Here is an 18,884-nt window from a genome sequence, read left to right as displayed (position 1 = left end):
GCTGCATATACTGACTGAAACTCTGCTTTTAGGGTATAACAAACATGAAAACGAAACGAAAATGATATGACATAAGAATTGAGTTTCTCCTCAAATTATGTTAGGATTCTAAAAATATCTAAAGGAGGGGTTTCCATGAGAAAGGTTACATTAATGGATGTCTTCACCCATCCAATTGCACAAAAATATTTACAGCGTTCAGGCGTGGCTCATGCGATTGCCTGCGCCTATCATGCATACAGGCTGTCTGTAAAGGCTGATATCAGCCCTGATTTAGCCACAAAAGCGGCATTGCTGCATGACATCGGCCATTATGAATGGTATACAGACGGAAAGTGGGATTATGAAAAATACAGAAGAAATGACATCCATGCCATTAAAGGGGCGGAACGGGCGCATAAGCTCTTGATTCGTCTTGGTGAAGAACCGAAAGCAGCAAAAGAGATTGCCCTTGCCATTTTGCTTCATACCGATTCCTATCTGCCTGAAGGTGAACTCGATAAAAATACGCTGCAGCAGATTGTCAAAAAAGCGGACGAACTTGATGAAGAACCTGGCGGCCATCACCATTACCGACAAATTGACGAAGCAATCGCACTGAAAAAAATAGAAAAGCTGGACCGCTTAATCGACCAAGCCCAGTCTTCTATCAAAAAGCCTGTATAGATCCCGCCTGTATTCGGAACAGCGTCTGTTTTCTTCGCTGTCTCCGTTTCATCACCATTTCCTTACACCCACACTCCCCAATCGTCTCCGCATCCCCTGGTGTTATCCGGTAAGCCTGTGTCATTATCCTTACCCGTGGCATAAGCTGAGATAAAACATATAAAGGGGATTGAAGTATGGCCAACCAAGGTAGTCCGCAACTGGTCTCATTAGTCGATCCTTATGTCTATCAGACCATTAAAAAGCTCATCGGCTCAAAATTCATTATTCAAACAGTACGAGACACGGTCAGAGGCAGACTGATTGATGTAAAACCAGACCATATCATCATTGAAGCAGCCCGAAATTCTGTTTTTTTAATCAGTATCCAGCACATGGTTTCCGTCACGCCAGATTACAGTGAACGGGTGTAACAGTGCTTGCGTTTGAAAAATAGGCGTACACCGGGACGTCCTATTTTTCAGTTAAGCGCTGTAAAAACGCCCCGTCATCGTTGAAAACAGAGACACCTTATGTACATAAGTCAGTCCGGCGTCCCTGCCGTATGTCACAGTCTGCATAATCAACAGTCCATTCACTGATTAAAAGTTCTGATATCAGTTCATTTTTGTTACAATAATGGGGTGCAAGTTCTTTTATCTGTAAGACAAAGAAAAACTAGGAGGAACAAGCTTGTTGAAATCAAAAGTCCATTTTTGGACATTGCAAATTTTATTTGTTTTGCTGATTATTTTCGTAGCAACAAAAGTTTCATTTGTGTTTCAGCCGTTTATCGTGTTTATCACGACATTGTTTTTCCCGATGCTGATCGCAGGAATTCTGTATTTTATTTTTAATCCGGTCGTCCGCCTGCTTGAGAAAAAAATGCCGCGGACATTATCGATTCTGCTCATTTATTTAGTATTTATCGGTTTGCTTGCCTTTGTTTCTGCGGCAGTCGGGCCTGTCATTACATCGCAGGTGACTGGGCTGTTTAACAATCTTCCTGAATATATAAAACAGATTCAGACATTGACAAAGGATTTATCTCACTCTCAATGGTTTACCTGGATGATGACACAGGATTATGTATCCATATCAAAAATTGAACAGTCTCTGACAAGCTTTCTCCAAAACCTGCCGCAAAATATTACATCCAGTTTATCCGCGGTGTTTGGTGTCGTGACTAATATCACACTTGTCATTATCACTGTTCCGTTTATCCTCTTTTATATGCTGAAGGATGGACACCGTTTTCCGCACCTGGCAGTCAAAATACTTCCGGCTTCATACCGGACAGAAGGTCTAAAAATCTTTAAAGATTTATCCGACACACTCGCTGCATATTTTCAGGGACAGCTGTTAATCTGTCTTTTTGTAGGGACAGCGTGCTTTATCGGATACTTGATAACAGGGCTGCCATATGCGCTGATTCTTGGAATTGTCATGGCCATTACAAATATCATTCCATATGTCGGACCTTTTCTCGGCGCTGCGCCGGCTGTCATTATCGGCTTTATGGATTCACCGGCCAAAGCGCTTTTTGCGATCATCGTGGTTGTGATCGTTCAGCAGCTCGACGGAAATCTGCTTTCTCCGCTCGTTATCGGAAAACGTTTGAATACGCACCCGCTTACCATCATTTTGCTGTTGATCGGAGCCGGAAGCTTCGGCGGCATTCTCGGCATGATTTTAGCTGTGCCGGTGTATGCGGTAGTCAAGGCGTTTTTCTTGAATATCGTGCGGCTGATCAAGCTGCGCCAGCGTTCACGCCTTGAAGAAAACGAACGTCCCGCTGAATAGGCGGGCACCATCGGCTCCTTTCCGCATATGATGCTGTAAATCAGTGCGGAGGTGGGGAAATGCCTGCGATTGTAGGGCCAATATATATTATGTCTATATCAGGTGATGCTGCAGCCAGCTTTGGAGATGTGTTTGCGATTGCGCCGAAAAGCGTTGATCACACAGGTGCTGGGTCTGGCACATTTCAGCTTGGGGATTTTGTGAAGATCAATAACGAATATAGTAAAACAAATTTTAACGATGCCGATATCATTGATGATACCGTTTCGTTTAACGGGTAACAGCCTTTTCTAGAGAGGCTGTTGCTTTTTTATTGTATAATATGGATAGTCTTTTAAATAGCGAGGTCATGTTATGAAAATCAGAAAAGCAAATATCAGTACACAAACAGGAATGATCACTGATGTATATCTGCATGAAAACAGAAAAGAGCTGCATACGCTCGTAGCCGTTCCGCAGCTGGAGTGGAGCACGATAATTTCATACGAGGAAGAAAAATCATCGCTGCCAGAACGGCTGGAGGCTTCTTTGCGCCGGCATACAGAGGAAGAGCCTGCTGGTGAGCTGGCAAAAAAAATCATTCACTGGGTAACGGAAATGTAACAGCCGTTGAAAGTTTAGCCCCCGCAGGATCAGGCGATAATGAAGACAAACAAGACGGGAGGACGAGCTTTTGAGTGATGAAACGCTGGATCTCTATTTACAGCAAGGAATGTACGGGCCGCTGGAAACAAAACCTGACGAGCGCCACTTGTTTTTAGGCTCATTGCGGGAAAGAGTGCTTTTGGCACTGACAAAAGGGCAGGTGCTCAGAAGCAAACCATATGACGAAGCGGAGCAGGCGTTTAAACGTAATAAACATATATCTCTTCTGATCAATGGAGAGCTACAGTATCAGTCTTATTCCCCTTATGTAAAAATGGCGAACCGAAACGGAGTGCCTTTTAAGGTCGTATCTGATCTTCAGTTTCAGACGCCTTTAGGCCTTGTCATTGCGGCGGACAGTGCGGTAAATCATGAATCTATATATATTCAGGACGACATTTTTAATCGGTCGGTGCTGAAATCTTAAGAGACAAACGGACCGTTTGTCTTTTTATTCATGGCAATTCCCTTACAACGGGAGATAAGATATAATGTTCTCATACTGATGGCGGGGAGGCCGGCTATGAAAAAAGCACTTATTTGTATTGATTATACGAATGATTTTGTGGCGAGTGACGGAAAATTGACCTGCGGGGAGCCCGGCAGAATGATTGAAGAGGCGATCGTCAATTTGACAGAACACTTTATCACAAACGGTGATTACGTCGTATTTGCAGTAGATTCTCACAATGAAGGGGATCAATATCACCCTGAAACCCGTCTGTTTCCACCGCATAATATCAAGGGTACGGAAGGAAAAGACCTGCACGGAAAGCTTTTGCCTCTATATCAGAAACATGCACATGATCATAATGTATATTACATGGAAAAAACGAGATATTCTGCTTTTGCGGGTACTGATTTAGAGCTGAAACTCAGAGAGCGGCAGATTGACGAGCTGCATTTAGCCGGCGTCTGCACAGATATCTGTGTCTTGCATACAGCGGTTGATGCATACAACAAAGGTTTCCGGATTGTTGTGCATAAACAGGCTGTTGCCAGCTTTAATCAGGAGGGGCATACGTGGGCTCTTTCCCATTTTGCAAACAGCATCGGAGCGCAAGTGGCAGAGTAAGGAAGGGGAAAAACAGTGTTAGAGTACGGTTTTAAAGATGACAGCCTGTCATTACATACAGACCTTTATCAAATCAATATGGCGGAAACTTACTGGAGAGACGGCATTCATGAAAAGAAAGCAATTTTTGAGCTTTTTTTCAGAAAGCTTCCGTTTGAGAATGGCTATGCGGTTTTTGCGGGCTTGGAAAAAGCCATTGAATATCTGGAAAACTTCAAGTTTACCGATAGTGACCTGACTTATTTACGAGATGAGCTTGGTTATCATGAAGATTTTATTGATTATTTGAGCGGTTTATCTTTTACAGGTTCTCTTTATTCCATGAAAGAAGGAGAGCTGGTTTTTAACAATGAGCCGATTATGAGGGTGGAAGCTCCCCTTGTAGAAGCGCAGCTTATTGAAACAGCTTTGCTTAACATTGTGAATTACCAAACATTAATCGCGACAAAAGCGGCGCGCATCAAGGGCGTCATTGGCGACGAAATTGCACTTGAATTCGGAACAAGACGGGCACATGAAATGGATGCGGCTATGTGGGGAGCGAGAGCAGCCTTAATCGGCGGCTTCAGCGCGACAAGCAATGTAAGAGCCGGAAAGCGCTTTAATATCCCGGTATCAGGCACACATGCACATGCGCTTGTGCAGGCCTACCGCGATGAATATACAGCGTTCAAAAAATACGCGGAAACGCATAAGGATTGCGTCTTCTTAGTCGACACGTATGATACGCTCCGTTCAGGCATGCCGAATGCGATTAAAGTGGCCAAGGAATTCGGAGACCGCATCAACTTCATTGGCATCCGCCTGGATAGCGGCGATTTGGCATACCTGTCAAAAAAAGCCCGGAAAATGCTTGATGAAGCAGGGTTTACAGACGCGAAAGTCATTGCATCGAGTGACTTGGATGAGCATACCATTATGAATTTAAAGGCTCAGGGAGCGCGCATAGATGTCTGGGGTGTCGGCACGAAGTTGATTACAGCCTATGACCAGCCGGCTCTCGGTGCAGTTTATAAGCTCGTCGCCATCGAAGAAGACGGAGAAATGGTCGACACGATCAAAATTTCATCCAACCCTGACAAAGTGACGACACCTGGCAGAAAGAAAGTGTACCGAATTATTAATCAGTTAAATCATCATTCTGAAGGTGATTACATTGCGCTTTATGACGAGCAGGTGAATGACCAGAAGCGGCTGAGAATGTTCCACCCGGTTCATACCTTCATCAGCAAATTCGTCACGAATTTCTATGCGAAGGATCTTCACGAGCTGATTTTTGAAAAAGGCATCCTATGCTACCAGAACCCTGAGATTTCTGACATTCAGCAATACGTACAAGACAACCTCAGCCTTCTGTGGGAGGAATATAAGAGAATCAGCAAACCTGAAGAATACCCGGTTGATTTAAGCGAGGACTGCTGGAGCAACAAAATGCAGCGGATCCATGAAGTGAAAAGCAGACTTGAAGAAGAGCTCGAAGAATAAAGCAAACTGGCCTTTCGTTCGCGAAGAGGCCAGTTTTTTTGTGGGAATAATATTTTTCATGTTTAGACAAATTTCGTCAAATTATTTGATATACTTAGGGTGGAAAGCCGCGTGTTTTGTAAGGAGGATAAATCAATGAGGGTGTTTGTTGCAAGACAGCCTATATTTAATCGAAAAGAACAGGTTGTCGCTTATGAACTTTTATATAGAGAGAGCGAAGAGAATGTGTATTCCGCTGCAGACGGCGATCAGGCTACAACAGATTTGGTGATTAACAGCTTTTTAAACATCGGAATCGAGAAGCTGACGGAAGGAAAACGCTGTTTTGTTAATTTCACTGAAAGCCTGATGTTTTCGGATCTCCCCACCTCCTTCAATCCAAAACAGCTTGTGATTGAAATCCTTGAAGATATACCGATTACTCCAGCTCTCGTCTCAAGGTGCAGAGAGCTGAAAAAAATGGGGTATACGCTGGCACTCGATGATTTTTACGCGATAAACCCGAAAAATGAAAAATTATTGGAAAAGCTCATGAGCTATATTGATATATTGAAAATTGATTTTCTTAAAACCACCCGAATGGAACGCCGAAACATTTTGCAAACCTACAGCAGTTGCGGCCTGATTTTTTTAGCTGAGAAAGTAGAAACACGCAAAGAATATGAACAGGCGGTGCAAGATGGCTTTCAGTTATTTCAAGGCTACTTTTTCAGCGAACCGCGTATCATCAGCGGCCATGATCTGTCGACCCATTTTTATTCTTACTATGAATTGCTCAACGAATTAAGCAAAGAGCAGCCTAACATCCAGCGTGTAACTGAGTACATAGAACGTGATTTATCACTGTCATATCAAATTTTAAAATTCTTAAACTCTTCTCATAACCGCTTAACCCAAAAGATCGACAGCATTAAGCAGGCTATCATGCTTCTTGGGTTTAACGAAATCAAACGGTGGATATACATCCTATCCTTTAAGGATTTAAGCAGAAAAGGGAATTCCAGCAAACACGAAATCATAAAAATTTCTTTAATGAGAGCAAAACTATGTGAACTGTTGGCAAGAAAAACAGCGCGCCCGCAGCCGGCCTCGTATATGCTGATCGGGATGTTTTCTCTCATAGACACCCTTTTGCACAGAGAAATAGAAGAGATTATTCAAGAATTGCCTTTAATAGATGAAGTAGGTCAAGCGTTATTAGGTCATCAAAATGACTATTACCAAATGCTTGAGCTTGTGAAGTTAATCGAAACCAACAATTGGGACACTTGCGGAGAATTAGCAAAAGAATTGGACAAGGAAGAAGCGTACGACTGTTATTTGGAAGCCTTGGAGTGGTGTCATAAGCTCATGGGCGAAAAGTAATTGCGGTCTTCTGACCACCGCAACGCCACGATGATTCGGCTTTGCGTGCTGATTAGGCTGATGTATATGCCATCGGGATTAAAGACCGAATCCACATCATGCCGGACGCCTGTCTGTTTGATCAGACGTTTTACTGTCTGTTTATCTGACTGCTCCGCTGCGGTCATGATGCGGCGCGAAAGCTCCTGTGACCCCGCAATGCGCCTAAGTACAAGCTGAGCATCAGCAAGCAGCCCGGCGGCATCCTGTGCGGAACGGATAAAGGTCGCTGTATTGGCGGCAGGAGCGGGCGGACGGCGTATGTCGTACGGATAGACGTAGAGCCAAGGATAAGGATATCTCATGGAAGCACCTCGCAAAAAGGGGATATGTCTATATGTATAGATCACTCAGGTGCCGAATATGACAAAGCGAAAAGGCCACAACTTTGCGTTGCGGTCTTTTCGGTGTTTGTCGGTCACGATACGCCAAGAATCGCGTATTAAACTTTGAAAAAGCAGCAAGGGGGACTATAGTCTTACTTGGTGAAACAGTTAAATACAATAAAATCAAAGGAATTAAGAATCTTTCTCAATTCCATCCGAAATCACCGTTTTCACACGTAGAAAAATAGTCCTGTTCTCATTGTGATTCCTTTAAGCACAAAGACCTATTGATATTTGCGGTGTCACGCAGGATCTTTTTGTATACTTTTCGGTGAAAAATAACTCGAAACCAGATACACTATTAGTAACAGATCAAATACCTAGGACTCGTTCACCATACACAATTCATTGATCTTTCAAAAAAAGGAGTGTGGAAACGATGGAAAAGAAACTTGAAGAAGTAAAACAATTGTTATTCCGACTCGAACTTGATATTAAAGAAACGACAGATTCATTACGAAACATTAACAAAAGCATTGATCAGCTCGATAAATTCACATACGCAATGAAAATTTCGTAAAAAAGACTTGGAAACAAGTCTTTTTTTTCGTTCTTCCCGTACAATAAATGGATAAAGTATTATATGATTGTTAAAAAACGAAAAACCTGCTGTCCTTTAAATGTCCCATTTAGTAAAATGGAATGGGAGGGGGGAAGTCGTTATTGAGCAGATATGTTTAGATTCTGTCCAGATCAAGGAGAGAATGAAGGAGATTGTAAGCCGAAAAATAATGAATCGGGACTTGGAACGATATCTTCAGAATTTTATTGAGTCTAAGGATACTTTTGAGTTTGCTGATTTGGCTCTTCATCATTATTTAGCTTTTAACGGTCAGGACAAAAAAGCAATCGAATTGCTAGCTACCGGAATTGAATTGCTTATACTCTCATTCGATATTTATGATGACTTAGAGGATAAAGATAATAGAAATGCTGTATGGATGAAGATTGACTCGTCTATCGCTTTAAATGCCGTTACAGCTCTTTACACCCTAAGTATACAAGTGATGTGTCAAGCTAGTCATGAACCAGAATTTTCACAAAAGATATTGAATTTTGCGTTACAATCAATTCAAGGCCAGCATGATGATATTGTGAATGCGCCGCAAACTGAAGAAACCTGTCTTGAAATGATCAAAAATAAATCAGGAGCGCTAACGGCATTGCCCTGTGTTATGGGAGTAATGCTGGCAACCGGCAAATACCATCCCATAGTGGCTTCTTATTCTTATGAACTTGGCATTATTGCACAAATCGAAAATGATTACCAAGGTTTATATTATTTAAATAACGATTTTGTTCAGAAAAAGAATACATTGGCATACTTATACTTAAATAAACGTTTTAATGAAGCCTCTGAAGAAATCTTGAGTTGGTATGAAAATGCTGCATTATTCTTATCATTAGATCCCAAATATATAAAAGCAAAACTAACTGAGGCAGGCGTAGTGCAATATTTACTTGTGATGAAACACTTGTCATTACAAAAACTCAAAAAAGAAATCGCTAGATTAGAATTGCAAGAGAATAAGATAGAAGAATTAATAACAGGAATAATAAAATAAAGGAGGATTTATATGCAGGAAATTGTTGGATACTTAGTGAAAAATCCGGAAGTTTTAGATGAGGTCATGAAAGGCAGAGCCTCTTTATTGAATATAGATAAGGATCAATTGAAAAGCATAGTTGATGCTTTTGGAGGATTGCAAATTTATACCAATGGTAATTGGGTTCCTTCGTGAGGCTTTATTAAATGAGGGCATGGTACAACAAAGTTTCAATTTTTTTAATTTTAGTAAGTTTAGTCTATGTAACTTATTTAACGTATATAAGTTCGAGTAAACTTTTAGTTGGTGCAGCAGTAGCCAAAAACCATGACAATGAAGTCGTGGTAACAGACATTGAGGAATTCTCTACGGCTTACTATTCTGGATTACAAAAAGGGGACGTTATTAAAAGTATTAATAATCATAAAGTTAAACGTCCTCTTGAAGTTCAGAAATATAATTCAAACCATGTGACTTCAATTGTTGTCGAGAGGGATGGAGAAAAGGTTAAAGTTAAGCCTGATTTAATGAATGATGGGAATTTTTCTACTTTTATAATCCCACTAATATTTTATATAGCTTGTCTATTTTGTTGTTTCTTCGTCCTGAAAATAAATGAATCGAAAAAACTATTCTCTGCTTTAATTTTAATCATTTTTTTGTTATCTGCTTCCTTAGCATATTTAAGTGCGGGTGGATCCGCAAAGGGGGATTTGTTAAGCAGATGTATAATGGTATTCACTTTAACATCTGTAATGTTAAACTATCTTCTCTTCTTATATCAATATTTTAAAGAGCTAGGTACTGTGTTATTTAACAAAAAAGTTTTTATATTATATTCAATTCCATTTTTAAATCTAGTTTTTGAATTGTTTCGTACTCAACTTTTCTTTAGGCATTATGTGCCTAAAATAAATTTACTATCGTTCTTTATTTCATTTATAATCGTGAGCGTTTATTTTGGATCTATCTTAATTAAAAGTAAGGATACTGAACAAGCGCATATTATAAAAGTTCTTACCATAATTAATATTTTATCTTTTTCGCCGTTCTTGTTTTTATATATAATACCTTATGTATTCTTAGGCACAGATGGCATTTCTTCTTTTCTGGCTGCTTCATTTATGTTCCTAATACCATTTTCTTTGGTTTATCAATTTATGACAAATAAAATTTATAATGTGGATTTTATTTTAAGCAGGTTAAAATATTATGGAATATTAGCATTAACGCCTACAATTATTTTAGTTACTGTATTTGAGTTAATGGGAAGTCCAGCTGGAGATTATTATTATTTCAGACTTGCGATTCTGATGTATATTATTATGGTGGCAGTGTTTTATTATAAAGAAGTACTTGATTTCAGATTTAGATTAAAGAGAGTTTCGGAAAAATTTAATTATCAAGACAGTATATATAAATTTACGCAGCTCATTAGAGACTCAATATCTTTGAATCAAGTATTTGAAGAACTGAAAAATACTATACTTGAGGTCTCCCTTGTTAGCCGAGCACATGTATATGAAGTTTCAGCTGACGGAAGTATTAAACTGTACAATGGTGAGCCCGTAAATTCATTTGAAAAAGTCTATCAAAAAGAATTTAGAAAAGTCACACCCGAAATAGGAAAAATCGTTGAATTTAATAAAGGCTTTGTCATGAAGATAGGTGAACGCGGCGGAAAATCATTTGTGATTCTTTGTTTATCTAAAATGAATACGCCCCGTCTTACACTTGAAGAACTTTCTTGGCTGAAAACCTTGGCGTTTTATACAAACGTATCGATTGAAAACGTCATGAAAATCGAAGAGCTGATGAGTCATTTAGAAGAAATAAAACAACAGGAATCAAACCCCGTTTGGCTCAAAAAACTCATGTACACGATCGAAGAAAAACAACGTTCCGATCTCGCCCGCGATCTCCACGATTCAGTTCTTCAGGATTTGATTTCATTAAAGCGGCAGTGTGAGCTGTTTTTGGCTGATTTTAAGAAGGATGATGATCCATGCCGTGAAGAGGTGCAGGACAAGCTCGTGCAGATGAATGAGCAGATGTCTGATGTGATTTCGATGACGAGGGAGACGTGTCATGAGCTGCGGCCGCAGCTTTTGTATGATTTGGGACTGGTGAAGGCGTTGTCCAAGCTGGTGGCGCAGCAGCAGGAGCGGGTTCCGTTTCATATTCGCTTAAATACCGGCAGATTTACGGCGTCGCTTGATTTGGATTCGCAGCTGAATTTGTACCGGATCATTCAAGAGTTTTTATCGAATGCAGTGAAACACTCTCAGGCGACGGAAGTGCTTATTATGCTGATCAGCATTCAAAACAAAATTGTTCTTCATTATGAGGACGATGGTGTGGGATTTGATCAAGAGAAAACCAACGAACATTCCATGAGTATGGGTCTTTCTGGCATTAAGGAGCGAGTCAGGGCTTTAGATGGACGCCTCCGAATCGAAACAAGTGAAGGAAAGGGCTTTAAGGCCGATATTGAAATGGAATTGTAATGGTTTTATAACGGAAACGACTTGGCATAAGCCAAGTCTTTTTTATAAAATGGAAATGAGTGAGTAAAAGGGAGGAAAACATGAAAAAGATACTAGTGATTGATGACCATCCGGCTGTCATGGAAGGCACCAAGACAATTTTGGAAACGGATTCGAATTTGTCTGTTGATTGTCTCAGTCCTGAACCCAGCGAACAGTTCATACGCCAGCATGATTTCTCATCATATGATCTCATTTTAATGGATTTGAACTTAGGCGGCGATGTCAATGGGATGGAGCTTTCTAAACAGATTTTACAAGAGAATCCTCATTGTAAAATTATCGTATATACCGGTTATGAGGTCGAGGATTATTTTGAGGAAGCGATTCGTGCGGGTCTGCACGGCGCCATCAGCAAAACCGAATCAAAGGAAAAGATCACCCAATACATATATCACGTGCTCAACGGAGAAATTTTAGTCGATTTCGCTTACTTTAAACAGCTGATGACTCAGCAAAAAACAAAGCCGGCCCCTTCCTCTCAAAAAGAACAAGATGTGCTCACACCAAGAGAATGCCTGATTCTTCAAGAAGTTGAAAAAGGTTTTACCAACCAAGAAATTGCAGATGCGCTTCATTTAAGCAAGCGGTCCATTGAATACAGCCTGACGTCGATTTTCAACAAGCTTAATGTCGGTTCCCGGACGGAAGCGGTGTTGATTGCAAAATCAGACGGTGTGCTTTAAATAAGGGAGTGTAAACTATGGATATGAAACATACATTGCTTGGCGCGCTGGGAATTGAAATTGTAGAAAGCACAGCGGAACGCTGCGTGGCAGTGATGCCGGTAGATCACCGGACAGTCCAGCCCTTTGGTTATTTGCATGGAGGCGCTTCAGTGGCTCTTGCGGAAACTGCGGCGAGCGTGGGTGCGCAGCATCTAATCGATTCTAGTACACAAGTATGTGTCGGTTTGGAGATCAACGCCAATCATCTGAAATCTGTCAAGGAAGGAACGGTAAAGGCCGTAGCCGAGCCCGTTCATAAAGGCAGAACGACCATTGTGTATCAGGTTCACATTTATGACGAGCAAGAAAGGCTGATCTGTATATCCAGATGCACGCTGGCTGTCATCACAAAATAAAAAAACAGCCGGAACTCTGCCTGTCCGGCTGCTCATTTTTATAGGTAAGAATCCTCTTTTCGTTTAATCACAAAGTTTCTGATTCCGTTATAGTCATCCTGTACACTTCTTTCATCCAGCTTGACGCCAGAGTTGTACGCAGCTCGGCAGATCAAGTGTCCCCCGACCGGCGACGTGATAAAGATAAAGAAAATTCCGAGCAGAATTTTTGCCGATATCTCTCCTGTTATAAACCACAAAAAGAAGAAGACACCGAGCAGAATCATATTGACGCCTAACGTTGAGCCTTTAGAAGCAGCGTGAGAGCGTGTGTACATATCGGGAAGGCGAAGCGTCCCGAAGGAAGCCACAAGACAAATTAGCGCCCCCATTAGGATCAATATTGCCACTGCTATTTTAGCGATCACGATCATTTTCGATAATCTCCCCTTTCTCTAAGAATTTAGAAAACGCAATGGTTCCGATAAAAGACAAAATACCCAGCAATAATATGATATCAAGAAAAATACTTGTATTCAGCAGGATGGAGACAAGCGCTGTCATCGCTATCAGATTAATGCCGATTGCATCCAGAGCCACAACGCGGTCAGGAACAGTCGGCCCTTTGATGACGCGAACGACATACAACAGGGTGGACACCGCCATAATGCCGAGCGCGATTTGAAGGATTAACGTAAACATCAGCGGCTCACCTCCTGTATGGCTTTTTCAAATGACTCACGAATATCAAAAATCGCTTTTTCGGCATCCTCAATATCCATCGCGTGAATATAGAGAATGGTCCGGTCATCGGAAATATCCATTACCAATGTTCCCGGTGTTAATGTAATAAGCAGTGAAAGCAGGGTAATTTCCCAATCCGTTGTCAGTTCCGTTTTAAATGCGAATATGCCTGGTTTGATATCCAGTTTTGGCGATAGGACTGTTTTCAGCACACTGACGTTGGCAAGGTATAATTCCCTTATAAAGATCAAAAAAAGTTTGATAATCGAAAACATTTTCCAGAGATAAAACGGATGAGCAAGGAAGCGCCGGAAGAAAAAGAGGGAGATCATTCCCAGGATAAAGCCTGTAATGAATCCGGCGGCGCTTCCATCATTGCTCAGGAACATCCAGCAAAAAGCAAGAAACACATTTAATAAAATTTGAAATGCCATGCGATCTACTCCTTCAAAACAGCTTCAATATATTTTTCCGGATTCAGCAATGTCTCGGCCGCTTGATCAACGTACGGTGACACCCATTCTGTACCCAATCCGAAGAGAAGAGACAGGAAGAGAAAAATAGCTGCCGGATATAGAAGTCCTTTAGCTGTTCTAAGATTTTGCTTTGGTGTTTCTTTTTCTTCGCCCCAAAACGCATGAATAAAGATCCTCAACACGGAATACAGGACGAGCAGGCTTGAAAGCAGGATCAGCATGGAAATCGTAAATTCACCCTCAGCGAAGCCGCCTTCCGCAATTTTAAATTTGCCTACAAATCCGCTGAGAGGCGGGATGCCGGCAAGAGATATAGCCGAAATGAAGAACATCCATCCAAGAATGGGGTATCGCTTGATCAGCCCGCCCATTCGTTGAAGGCTTGCTGTTCCAGTCAAAGCGATCAGCGTGCCTGCCAGCATAAATAATGCGCCTTTAATCAGCATGTCGTGAATCAGATAGTAAATCGCACCTTGAATGGATGCCGGCGTATGAACTGCAACACCGAACAAAATAACGCCGACAGCGGTAATAATGTTATAGATCACGATTTTCATGACATTCTGATAGGCAAGTGAACCGATGACACCGAAGATGACAGTGAGAGCCGCGAGCCATATCATCAGCTGGTGGGTAAACGCTGTATCGTGAATGAAAATCAGTGTAAACACTCTTGTGATCGCATATAATCCGACCTTTGTCAGCAATGCGCCGAACAATGCGGAGATGGCTGCCGGAGGAGCGTAATAAGAGCCGGGAAGCCAAAAGTAAAGAGGGAAGATTCCGCCCTTCATACCAAACACGATGAGTAACAGGACGCCGATTACAGTAATCAGCCCAGTTTGGCCGGATTCGCTGATTCTCACACTTAAATCCGCCATGTTTAAGGTACCGGTCACAGCGTATAAAAAGCCTACGCCGATGACAAACAATGCTGATGACACGATATTAAACACAATGTATTTAATCGATTCCCGCAGCTGAATTTTTGTGCCGCCTAATACAATCAGCATATAAGAAGCGATCAGCAGAAGCTCGAAAAATACGTACATATTAAATAAATCGCCTGTTAAAAACGCTCCGCTTACCCCGGCCAGCAAAAACTGCACGCCGGAGTAATAAAAGGCTTTTTCCCGTTTCTCACCGATAGAACGGAAGGAATAAAGCACAACCAATAAGCCGATAACTGCCGTTGTGAGAACGAGCAGGCTGGCAAATTGATCTGCAACAAGCACAATTCCGTAGGGGGCTTTCCAGCCGCCCAAATTCAGTGTCTGAATGCCGTTTGTAAAAACGGTCTGTACGAGTAAAGCACTGATCACAATCCCGAGTGCGGATGCAGCAGTGCTGAAGATCCGCATGAGCATGATGTGTTTGTTCATGAAAATCAGCAGAATGGCCGACAAGAGCGGGATCAGGATTGGCAATATAACAAAATTATTCATGTTGATCATTTCCCCTCATTTGATCCATATTGTCCGATTTCAATTCCTGATAGGCCCGAAACGCCATGACGAGGATGAAGGATGTAACCCCAAAAGAAATGACAATAGCGGTCAAAATCAGGGCTTGCGGAAGCGGATCGACAAATGACTTGGCATGCTCGCTCAAAATCGGAGCGGCGCCTTTTTTTAATCCTCCCATAGTTAAAAGCATTAAATGAACGCCGTGGCTTAAAAGCGCTGTACCGATAATGACCCGAAGCAGGCTTTTAGACAGCAGCAAATAGGTAGCGGCCATAAATATAATACCGGCCGTAACAGCCATTAAGATTTCCATTATTCTTCCTCTCCAATCGTTTGAATAATGGTCATCGTAATGCCTACGACTACTAGATAAACGCCTAAATCAAAAAGTGTCGCCGTGGCAAGCTCCGTTTTCCCTAAAATCGGCAGATGAAAGTAGCCGAATGTGTGGGTTAAGAAGGGCGCCCCGAAGACAAAGGAGCCAACTCCTGTTAAGACAGCGAGCAGAAGACCGGCTCCCGCGACGTAAATGAAATTAACCGGCAAAATGGAACGCACGGTTTTTAAATCATAAGCCAGCAGCAGCAAAACGATGGAAGAGGATGTGATTAGCCCGCCGACAAATCCTCCTCCAGGCGCGTTATGGCCTGATAAAAATAAATAGAAAGAGAAAAGCAAAATGATAAAGGATACAAGCTTTGTAACGGTCTGCAAAATAAGGTCATTTGTTTTTTGTTCATTCACCGCTTTTCCCCTCCTCTTTTACTTTTGTTTTAATCATGCTGAAGATGCCGAGAGCGGCAATCGTTAATACCGTAATTTCAAACATTGTATCAAAACCCCTGAAATCAACGAGAATGACATTGACGACATTATCTCCTCCGCCTAGATCATGGCTGTGCTTTGTAAAGTAGGAGGCGATACTGTCTTTTGTCCGCTGGCTTGAGGATGCGATACCGAGCAGGGTGACAATCATGCCGACTCCTAAAGCGATGATAAAGTTTGTCATTCGGAACGTTCTCGTTTTCTTTTTCAGCCGCAGTTTCGGCAAATGATAGAAACAAAGCAGAAACAGGGCGACGGAAATCGTCTCAATGACCAGCTGGGTCAAAGCCAAATCGGGCGCTCTGAAAATAACAAAAAACAATGCAAGTGTATAACCGACAACACCAAGTGAAATAATCGCCGTCAGTCTGGATCTGGCAAATACAGTCGCCGCTGTCGCGCTGATCATCACAAGTGTCAGAATCATTTCGAATATGCCGATTTTCGCCATCCCCTCAGTTGTAAAGGAAAATCCGCCTTTCAAAACGAGAGCCCCGCTCATCAGAATGATAAATCCAGCGAAGATATACAGAAGATAATCCCGTAAAAATCCGGTCATATATTGTTTTGTCACTCGATAAGAGCCTTTTTCCATGATGGTCAGGAGCTTCTCATATAACCGATTGAGCGTGAGTTTCGATGGAAACAGCTTATAGATCGCTTTCCACCTATTCATCGTCAAGTATCCGATCGTACCGACAACGATAATGCCCAGTGTCATCAGGACTTCGGCTGTAAACCCATGCCACTGCGAAATATGAACATGAAACTTCTCATGGCTGTCCAGCAGTGTCGGATAGATCGAATTCATCGCAGGCTCTATCAAGCTGTAGGACAATATATTCGGGAAAAAGAAGAGACTGACAGCGAGCGCAACAAGAATGACAGGTGATACGAGCATACCAATCGGCGCTTCATGAGCCTGTTTTTCGAGTTTTTCAGGCTGGTAATTGCCTTTAAATGTTTTAAACAGCAGTTTCATGCTGTAGATAAATGTAAACACACTTCCTGCCCAAGCGAGGACAGGGAACAGCGCTCCCCACGTCTGGACGTTGAACAAATCGACATGTGTCACACGAAGCATGCTGGTGAAAAACATTTCTTTACTCAGAAATCCGTTAAACGGCGGGAGACCAGCCATTGAGAATGTGCCGATCAAGGAGATCGTAAATGTAATCGGCATAATCGCCATCAGTCCGCCGAGTTTTCTGACATCCCGAGTGCCTGTTTCATGATCAATGATGCCGACTGCCATAAACAAGCTTCCTTTAAAGGTAGCATGATTGATGAGATGGAAAATGGCAGCCATGGCGGCAACTGTGTAATACTCTGTATGGCCGTAATGCAGGGCTGCAGCGCTGACACCAAGCATCGAGATGATCATGCCGAGCTGGCTGACCGTTGAAAACGCCAAAATGGATTTTAAGTCGGTTTGTTTGACGGCATGGAATGAACCCCAAACCATGGTAAAAATCCCGACGAGAGAAACAATCCAAAACCACTGAGCTGAAAAGGCGAAAATCGGACTGAATCGTGCAATCACATAAATTCCCGCTTTGACCATCGTGGCTGAATGGAGATACGCGCTGACAGGCGTCGGCGCTTCCATGGCATCAGGCAGCCAAATGTAAAAAGGAAACTGGGCGGACTTTGTAAATGCGCCTAGTAAAATCAAAATCATCGCCGGAATAAATAAATCATGGCCGGCAATCAACTGAACCTGATTGATCATTTCTCTGATACTGAATGAATCTGTGATCAGATAAAGGAGAATGAATCCTCCCAGCATACACAGTCCGCCGCTTACCGTAATCAAGAGCGATTTTGCTGCGCCGTAGCGAGATTTTTCACGCTTGTACCAATATCCAATCAGCAAAAAGGACGAAAGGCTGGTAAGCTCCCAAAACATGTAGAGAACCATGACGTTGTCAACAAGAACAACACCGAGCATGGCGCCCATGAACATTAATAAATAGACATAAAAAGGCCCAAGCTGTTCTTTTTCTTTCGATAAATAAAAGATACTGTAAAGAGTGACCAACGAGCCGATCCCTGTTATCAGTAAGGCGAATAGCAGTCCGAGACCGTCTACATAAACGGTAAAGTTAATGCCTAATGAAGGAATCCACTCCAATACCGATCGTAATGTTTCTCCCGATTGAGTCATTCTGATCATTGGAAGAAAGTATATAAACAGCAAGACGGGCAGGATCAGAACAAACCAGCCCGTATGCACTCTTTTTGCGTATTTTGCCAGAAAGGGAATGATAAAAGCAAATACAAAAGGCGATAAAATAGCAAAATGTAAGAGCTGCAAAGACAAGACCTCCTTTTCTCTAATTGAAACTTGTTCTATGTATAAATAATTAGAATATACGGTCAAACGACCCAGTCCAAATTATATCGCACTTTTTTGGAAGCCGCCATGCTTCAACCTTCCGCGATTGAATTTTACGAGTTCTTTTGACCTCAAAATAAGTTTAACAAAAATCAGATCATTTGTATATTTAAAATCGCTCCTGATCAAGCTGTATGTAAGGAGCTGATCATGTGAAGAGAAAGGTCCTTATGTGCTCAGGTTTATTCTGCTCGATATTTGCAGGGGCATTCATGCTGAATCAGTATGACGGCCGTGCCCGTGTGGCAGACAATGATGATTGGGAACTGTATTTATTGGAGCACCACCTGTCAACTAACATGAGTGAGGCGGAATCTAAGGATAGGCCGTTTGGGTCCAGGGAGTATATGCGGATTGTGAACAAATAAAAAAGAGT

At 42.0% G+C, this 18,884-nt stretch carries 24 protein-coding genes; 16 read left to right on the top strand and 8 right to left on the bottom strand.

Annotated elements, in window-relative coordinates; translation table 11 throughout:
- Window positions 1-135 precede the first annotated feature (135 nt).
- The 9 genes from NST56_RS17020 (at window position 136) to NST56_RS16980 (ending at window position 7,018) form a co-directional block, all read left to right on the top strand.
- Window positions 136-666, top strand: coding sequence for an HD domain-containing protein (locus tag NST56_RS17020; RefSeq protein WP_010331704.1), 531 nt, complete (start codon window positions 136-138; stop codon window positions 664-666).
- A 176-nt stretch (window positions 667-842) separates the two neighbouring features.
- A complete protein-coding gene (locus NST56_RS17015) occupies window positions 843-1,079 on the top strand; it encodes a YuzF family protein (RefSeq protein WP_010331703.1) in 237 nt (78 codons plus the stop codon).
- Window positions 1,080-1,338: 259 nt separating this feature from the next.
- Window positions 1,339-2,448 carry an AI-2E family transporter gene (locus NST56_RS17010; protein ID WP_339177942.1) on the top strand — a complete coding sequence of 370 codons (1,110 nt, stop codon included), beginning with the start codon at window positions 1,339-1,341 and terminating at the stop codon, window positions 2,446-2,448.
- A 59-nt stretch (window positions 2,449-2,507) separates the two neighbouring features.
- Window positions 2,508-2,729 carry a spore germination protein gene (locus tag NST56_RS17005; protein ID WP_010331701.1) on the top strand — a complete coding sequence of 74 codons (222 nt, stop codon included), beginning with the start codon at window positions 2,508-2,510 and terminating at the stop codon, window positions 2,727-2,729.
- 73 nt (window positions 2,730-2,802) lie between these two features.
- Window positions 2,803-3,051 (top strand): YueH family protein, encoded by a 249-nt coding sequence (locus tag NST56_RS17000; RefSeq protein WP_010331700.1) that lies wholly within the window; start codon window positions 2,803-2,805, stop codon window positions 3,049-3,051.
- Window positions 3,052-3,121: 70 nt separating this feature from the next.
- Complete coding sequence (locus tag NST56_RS16995; RefSeq protein ID WP_168748645.1) at window positions 3,122-3,520, top strand: DUF1694 domain-containing protein; 399 nt, start codon at window positions 3,122-3,124, stop codon at window positions 3,518-3,520.
- A 96-nt stretch (window positions 3,521-3,616) separates the two neighbouring features.
- On the top strand, window positions 3,617-4,168 hold the full coding sequence (locus tag NST56_RS16990) for an isochorismatase family cysteine hydrolase (protein WP_168748644.1): 552 nt from the start codon (window positions 3,617-3,619) through the stop codon (window positions 4,166-4,168).
- 15 nt (window positions 4,169-4,183) lie between these two features.
- Window positions 4,184-5,653 carry a nicotinate phosphoribosyltransferase gene (locus NST56_RS16985; RefSeq protein WP_010331697.1) on the top strand — a complete coding sequence of 490 codons (1,470 nt, stop codon included), beginning with the start codon at window positions 4,184-4,186 and terminating at the stop codon, window positions 5,651-5,653.
- Between the two features lie 135 nt (window positions 5,654-5,788).
- Window positions 5,789-7,018, top strand: a complete 1,230-nt coding sequence (locus NST56_RS16980; protein ID WP_010331696.1) for an EAL and HDOD domain-containing protein — start codon at window positions 5,789-5,791, stop codon at window positions 7,016-7,018.
- Here NST56_RS16980 and NST56_RS16975 read toward each other — a convergent pair.
- Entirely contained in the window at window positions 6,994-7,362 is a 369-nt protein-coding gene (locus NST56_RS16975; protein ID WP_010331695.1) for a hypothetical protein, read from the bottom strand. The genes NST56_RS16980 and NST56_RS16975 overlap by 25 nt on opposite strands.
- A 460-nt stretch (window positions 7,363-7,822) precedes the next feature.
- Here NST56_RS16975 and degQ point away from each other — a divergent pair, with 460 nt between their 5' ends.
- The 6 genes from degQ to NST56_RS16945 all read left to right on the top strand — a co-directional run bounded on the left by degQ (window position 7,823) and on the right by NST56_RS16945 (window position 12,620).
- Window positions 7,823-7,963: a degradation enzyme regulation protein DegQ gene (gene degQ / locus NST56_RS16970; RefSeq protein ID WP_010331694.1), complete on the top strand. Its 141-nt coding sequence runs from the start codon at window positions 7,823-7,825 to the stop codon at window positions 7,961-7,963.
- A 184-nt stretch (window positions 7,964-8,147) separates the two neighbouring features.
- Entirely contained in the window at window positions 8,148-9,008 is an 861-nt protein-coding gene (locus NST56_RS16965) for a polyprenyl synthetase family protein (protein ID WP_268471516.1), read from the top strand.
- Between the two features lie 12 nt (window positions 9,009-9,020).
- Complete coding sequence (comX, locus tag NST56_RS16960; RefSeq protein WP_268471515.1) at window positions 9,021-9,185, top strand: competence pheromone ComX; 165 nt, start codon at window positions 9,021-9,023, stop codon at window positions 9,183-9,185.
- A gap of 11 nt (window positions 9,186-9,196) precedes the next feature.
- On the top strand, window positions 9,197-11,497 hold the full coding sequence (locus tag NST56_RS16955) for a histidine kinase (RefSeq protein ID WP_339177936.1): 2,301 nt from the start codon (window positions 9,197-9,199) through the stop codon (window positions 11,495-11,497).
- 80 nt (window positions 11,498-11,577) lie between these two features.
- Window positions 11,578-12,222 carry a two-component system response regulator ComA gene (comA, locus tag NST56_RS16950; RefSeq protein WP_010331690.1) on the top strand — a complete coding sequence of 215 codons (645 nt, stop codon included), beginning with the start codon at window positions 11,578-11,580 and terminating at the stop codon, window positions 12,220-12,222.
- A 17-nt stretch (window positions 12,223-12,239) separates the two neighbouring features.
- Complete coding sequence (locus tag NST56_RS16945) at window positions 12,240-12,620, top strand: hotdog fold thioesterase (protein WP_339177933.1); 381 nt, start codon at window positions 12,240-12,242, stop codon at window positions 12,618-12,620.
- 38 nt (window positions 12,621-12,658) lie between these two features.
- Here NST56_RS16945 and mnhG read toward each other — a convergent pair whose 3' ends face one another.
- Genes mnhG through NST56_RS16910 form a run of 7 tightly spaced genes read right to left on the bottom strand, consistent with a single transcriptional unit; the run spans window position 12,659 to window position 18,427 of the window.
- The gene (mnhG, locus tag NST56_RS16940) at window positions 12,659-13,033 is read right to left on the bottom strand and encodes a monovalent cation/H(+) antiporter subunit G (RefSeq protein ID WP_010331688.1); all 375 of its coding nucleotides are present in this window, start codon (window positions 13,031-13,033) and stop codon (window positions 12,659-12,661) included.
- On the bottom strand, window positions 13,017-13,301 hold the full coding sequence (locus tag NST56_RS16935; RefSeq protein WP_024122677.1) for a Na(+)/H(+) antiporter subunit F1: 285 nt from the start codon (window positions 13,299-13,301) through the stop codon (window positions 13,017-13,019). Before NST56_RS16935 ends, mnhG begins: the two co-directional genes overlap by 17 nt.
- Complete coding sequence (locus NST56_RS16930) at window positions 13,301-13,777, bottom strand: Na+/H+ antiporter subunit E (RefSeq protein ID WP_010331686.1); 477 nt, start codon at window positions 13,775-13,777, stop codon at window positions 13,301-13,303. The genes NST56_RS16935 and NST56_RS16930 overlap by 1 nt, the downstream gene beginning before the upstream one ends.
- Window positions 13,778-13,782: 5 nt before the next feature.
- Window positions 13,783-15,264, bottom strand: a complete 1,482-nt coding sequence (locus NST56_RS16925; protein WP_326334359.1) for a Na+/H+ antiporter subunit D — start codon at window positions 15,262-15,264, stop codon at window positions 13,783-13,785.
- The gene (locus NST56_RS16920) at window positions 15,257-15,598 is read right to left on the bottom strand and encodes a Na(+)/H(+) antiporter subunit C (RefSeq protein WP_010331684.1); all 342 of its coding nucleotides are present in this window, start codon (window positions 15,596-15,598) and stop codon (window positions 15,257-15,259) included. Before NST56_RS16920 ends, NST56_RS16925 begins: the two co-directional genes overlap by 8 nt.
- Window positions 15,598-16,029, bottom strand: coding sequence for a Na(+)/H(+) antiporter subunit B (locus tag NST56_RS16915; RefSeq protein ID WP_024122673.1), 432 nt, complete (start codon window positions 16,027-16,029; stop codon window positions 15,598-15,600). Before NST56_RS16915 ends, NST56_RS16920 begins: the two co-directional genes overlap by 1 nt.
- A complete protein-coding gene (locus tag NST56_RS16910) occupies window positions 16,022-18,427 on the bottom strand; it encodes a Na+/H+ antiporter subunit A (protein WP_010331682.1) in 2,406 nt (801 codons plus the stop codon). The genes NST56_RS16915 and NST56_RS16910 overlap by 8 nt, the downstream gene beginning before the upstream one ends.
- Window positions 18,428-18,660: 233 nt before the next feature.
- On the opposite strand from NST56_RS16910, the gene NST56_RS16905 reads away from it, so the two are divergent.
- Window positions 18,661-18,876 (top strand): hypothetical protein, encoded by a 216-nt coding sequence (locus NST56_RS16905; protein ID WP_010331681.1) that lies wholly within the window; start codon window positions 18,661-18,663, stop codon window positions 18,874-18,876.
- The last annotated feature ends 8 nt before the right edge of the window (window positions 18,877-18,884 follow it).

The sequence above is a fragment of the Bacillus sp. FSL R5-0560 genome (assembly GCF_037966305.1).
Taxonomy (GTDB): Bacteria; Bacillota; Bacilli; order Bacillales; family Bacillaceae; genus Bacillus; species Bacillus mojavensis.
Note: the sequence above shows the minus strand (reverse complement) of the source record. Positions and strands in the feature narration are given on the sequence as shown.

Excerpts from the sequence above, each read along its gene's own strand:
- mnhG (WP_010331688.1), bottom strand. The coding sequence starts at position 13,033 with ATGATCGTGATCGCTAAAATAGCAGTGGCAATATTGATCCTAATGGGG.
- NST56_RS17005 (WP_010331701.1), top strand. The coding sequence starts at position 2,508 with ATGCCTGCGATTGTAGGGCCAATATATATTATGTCTATATCAGGTGAT.
- comA (WP_010331690.1), top strand. The coding sequence starts at position 11,578 with ATGAAAAAGATACTAGTGATTGATGACCATCCGGCTGTCATGGAAGGC.
- NST56_RS17015 (WP_010331703.1), top strand. The coding sequence starts at position 843 with ATGGCCAACCAAGGTAGTCCGCAACTGGTCTCATTAGTCGATCCTTAT.
- comX (WP_268471515.1), top strand. The coding sequence starts at position 9,021 with ATGCAGGAAATTGTTGGATACTTAGTGAAAAATCCGGAAGTTTTAGAT.
- degQ (WP_010331694.1), top strand. The coding sequence starts at position 7,823 with ATGGAAAAGAAACTTGAAGAAGTAAAACAATTGTTATTCCGACTCGAA.
- NST56_RS16965 (WP_268471516.1), top strand. The coding sequence starts at position 8,148 with ATGAAGGAGATTGTAAGCCGAAAAATAATGAATCGGGACTTGGAACGA.
- NST56_RS16975 (WP_010331695.1), bottom strand. The coding sequence starts at position 7,362 with ATGAGATATCCTTATCCTTGGCTCTACGTCTATCCGTACGACATACGC.
- NST56_RS16920 (WP_010331684.1), bottom strand. The coding sequence starts at position 15,598 with ATGGAAATCTTAATGGCTGTTACGGCCGGTATTATATTTATGGCCGCT.
- NST56_RS17020 (WP_010331704.1), top strand. The coding sequence starts at position 136 with ATGAGAAAGGTTACATTAATGGATGTCTTCACCCATCCAATTGCACAA.
- NST56_RS16980 (WP_010331696.1), top strand. The coding sequence starts at position 5,789 with ATGAGGGTGTTTGTTGCAAGACAGCCTATATTTAATCGAAAAGAACAG.
- NST56_RS16990 (WP_168748644.1), top strand. The coding sequence starts at position 3,617 with ATGAAAAAAGCACTTATTTGTATTGATTATACGAATGATTTTGTGGCG.
- NST56_RS16925 (WP_326334359.1), bottom strand. The coding sequence starts at position 15,264 with ATGAATAATTTTGTTATATTGCCAATCCTGATCCCGCTCTTGTCGGCC.
- NST56_RS16955 (WP_339177936.1), top strand. The coding sequence starts at position 9,197 with ATGAGGGCATGGTACAACAAAGTTTCAATTTTTTTAATTTTAGTAAGT.
- NST56_RS16930 (WP_010331686.1), bottom strand. The coding sequence starts at position 13,777 with ATGGCATTTCAAATTTTATTAAATGTGTTTCTTGCTTTTTGCTGGATG.
- NST56_RS16945 (WP_339177933.1), top strand. The coding sequence starts at position 12,240 with ATGGATATGAAACATACATTGCTTGGCGCGCTGGGAATTGAAATTGTA.
- NST56_RS16935 (WP_024122677.1), bottom strand. The coding sequence starts at position 13,301 with ATGTTTACGTTAATCCTTCAAATCGCGCTCGGCATTATGGCGGTGTCC.
- NST56_RS17000 (WP_010331700.1), top strand. The coding sequence starts at position 2,803 with ATGAAAATCAGAAAAGCAAATATCAGTACACAAACAGGAATGATCACT.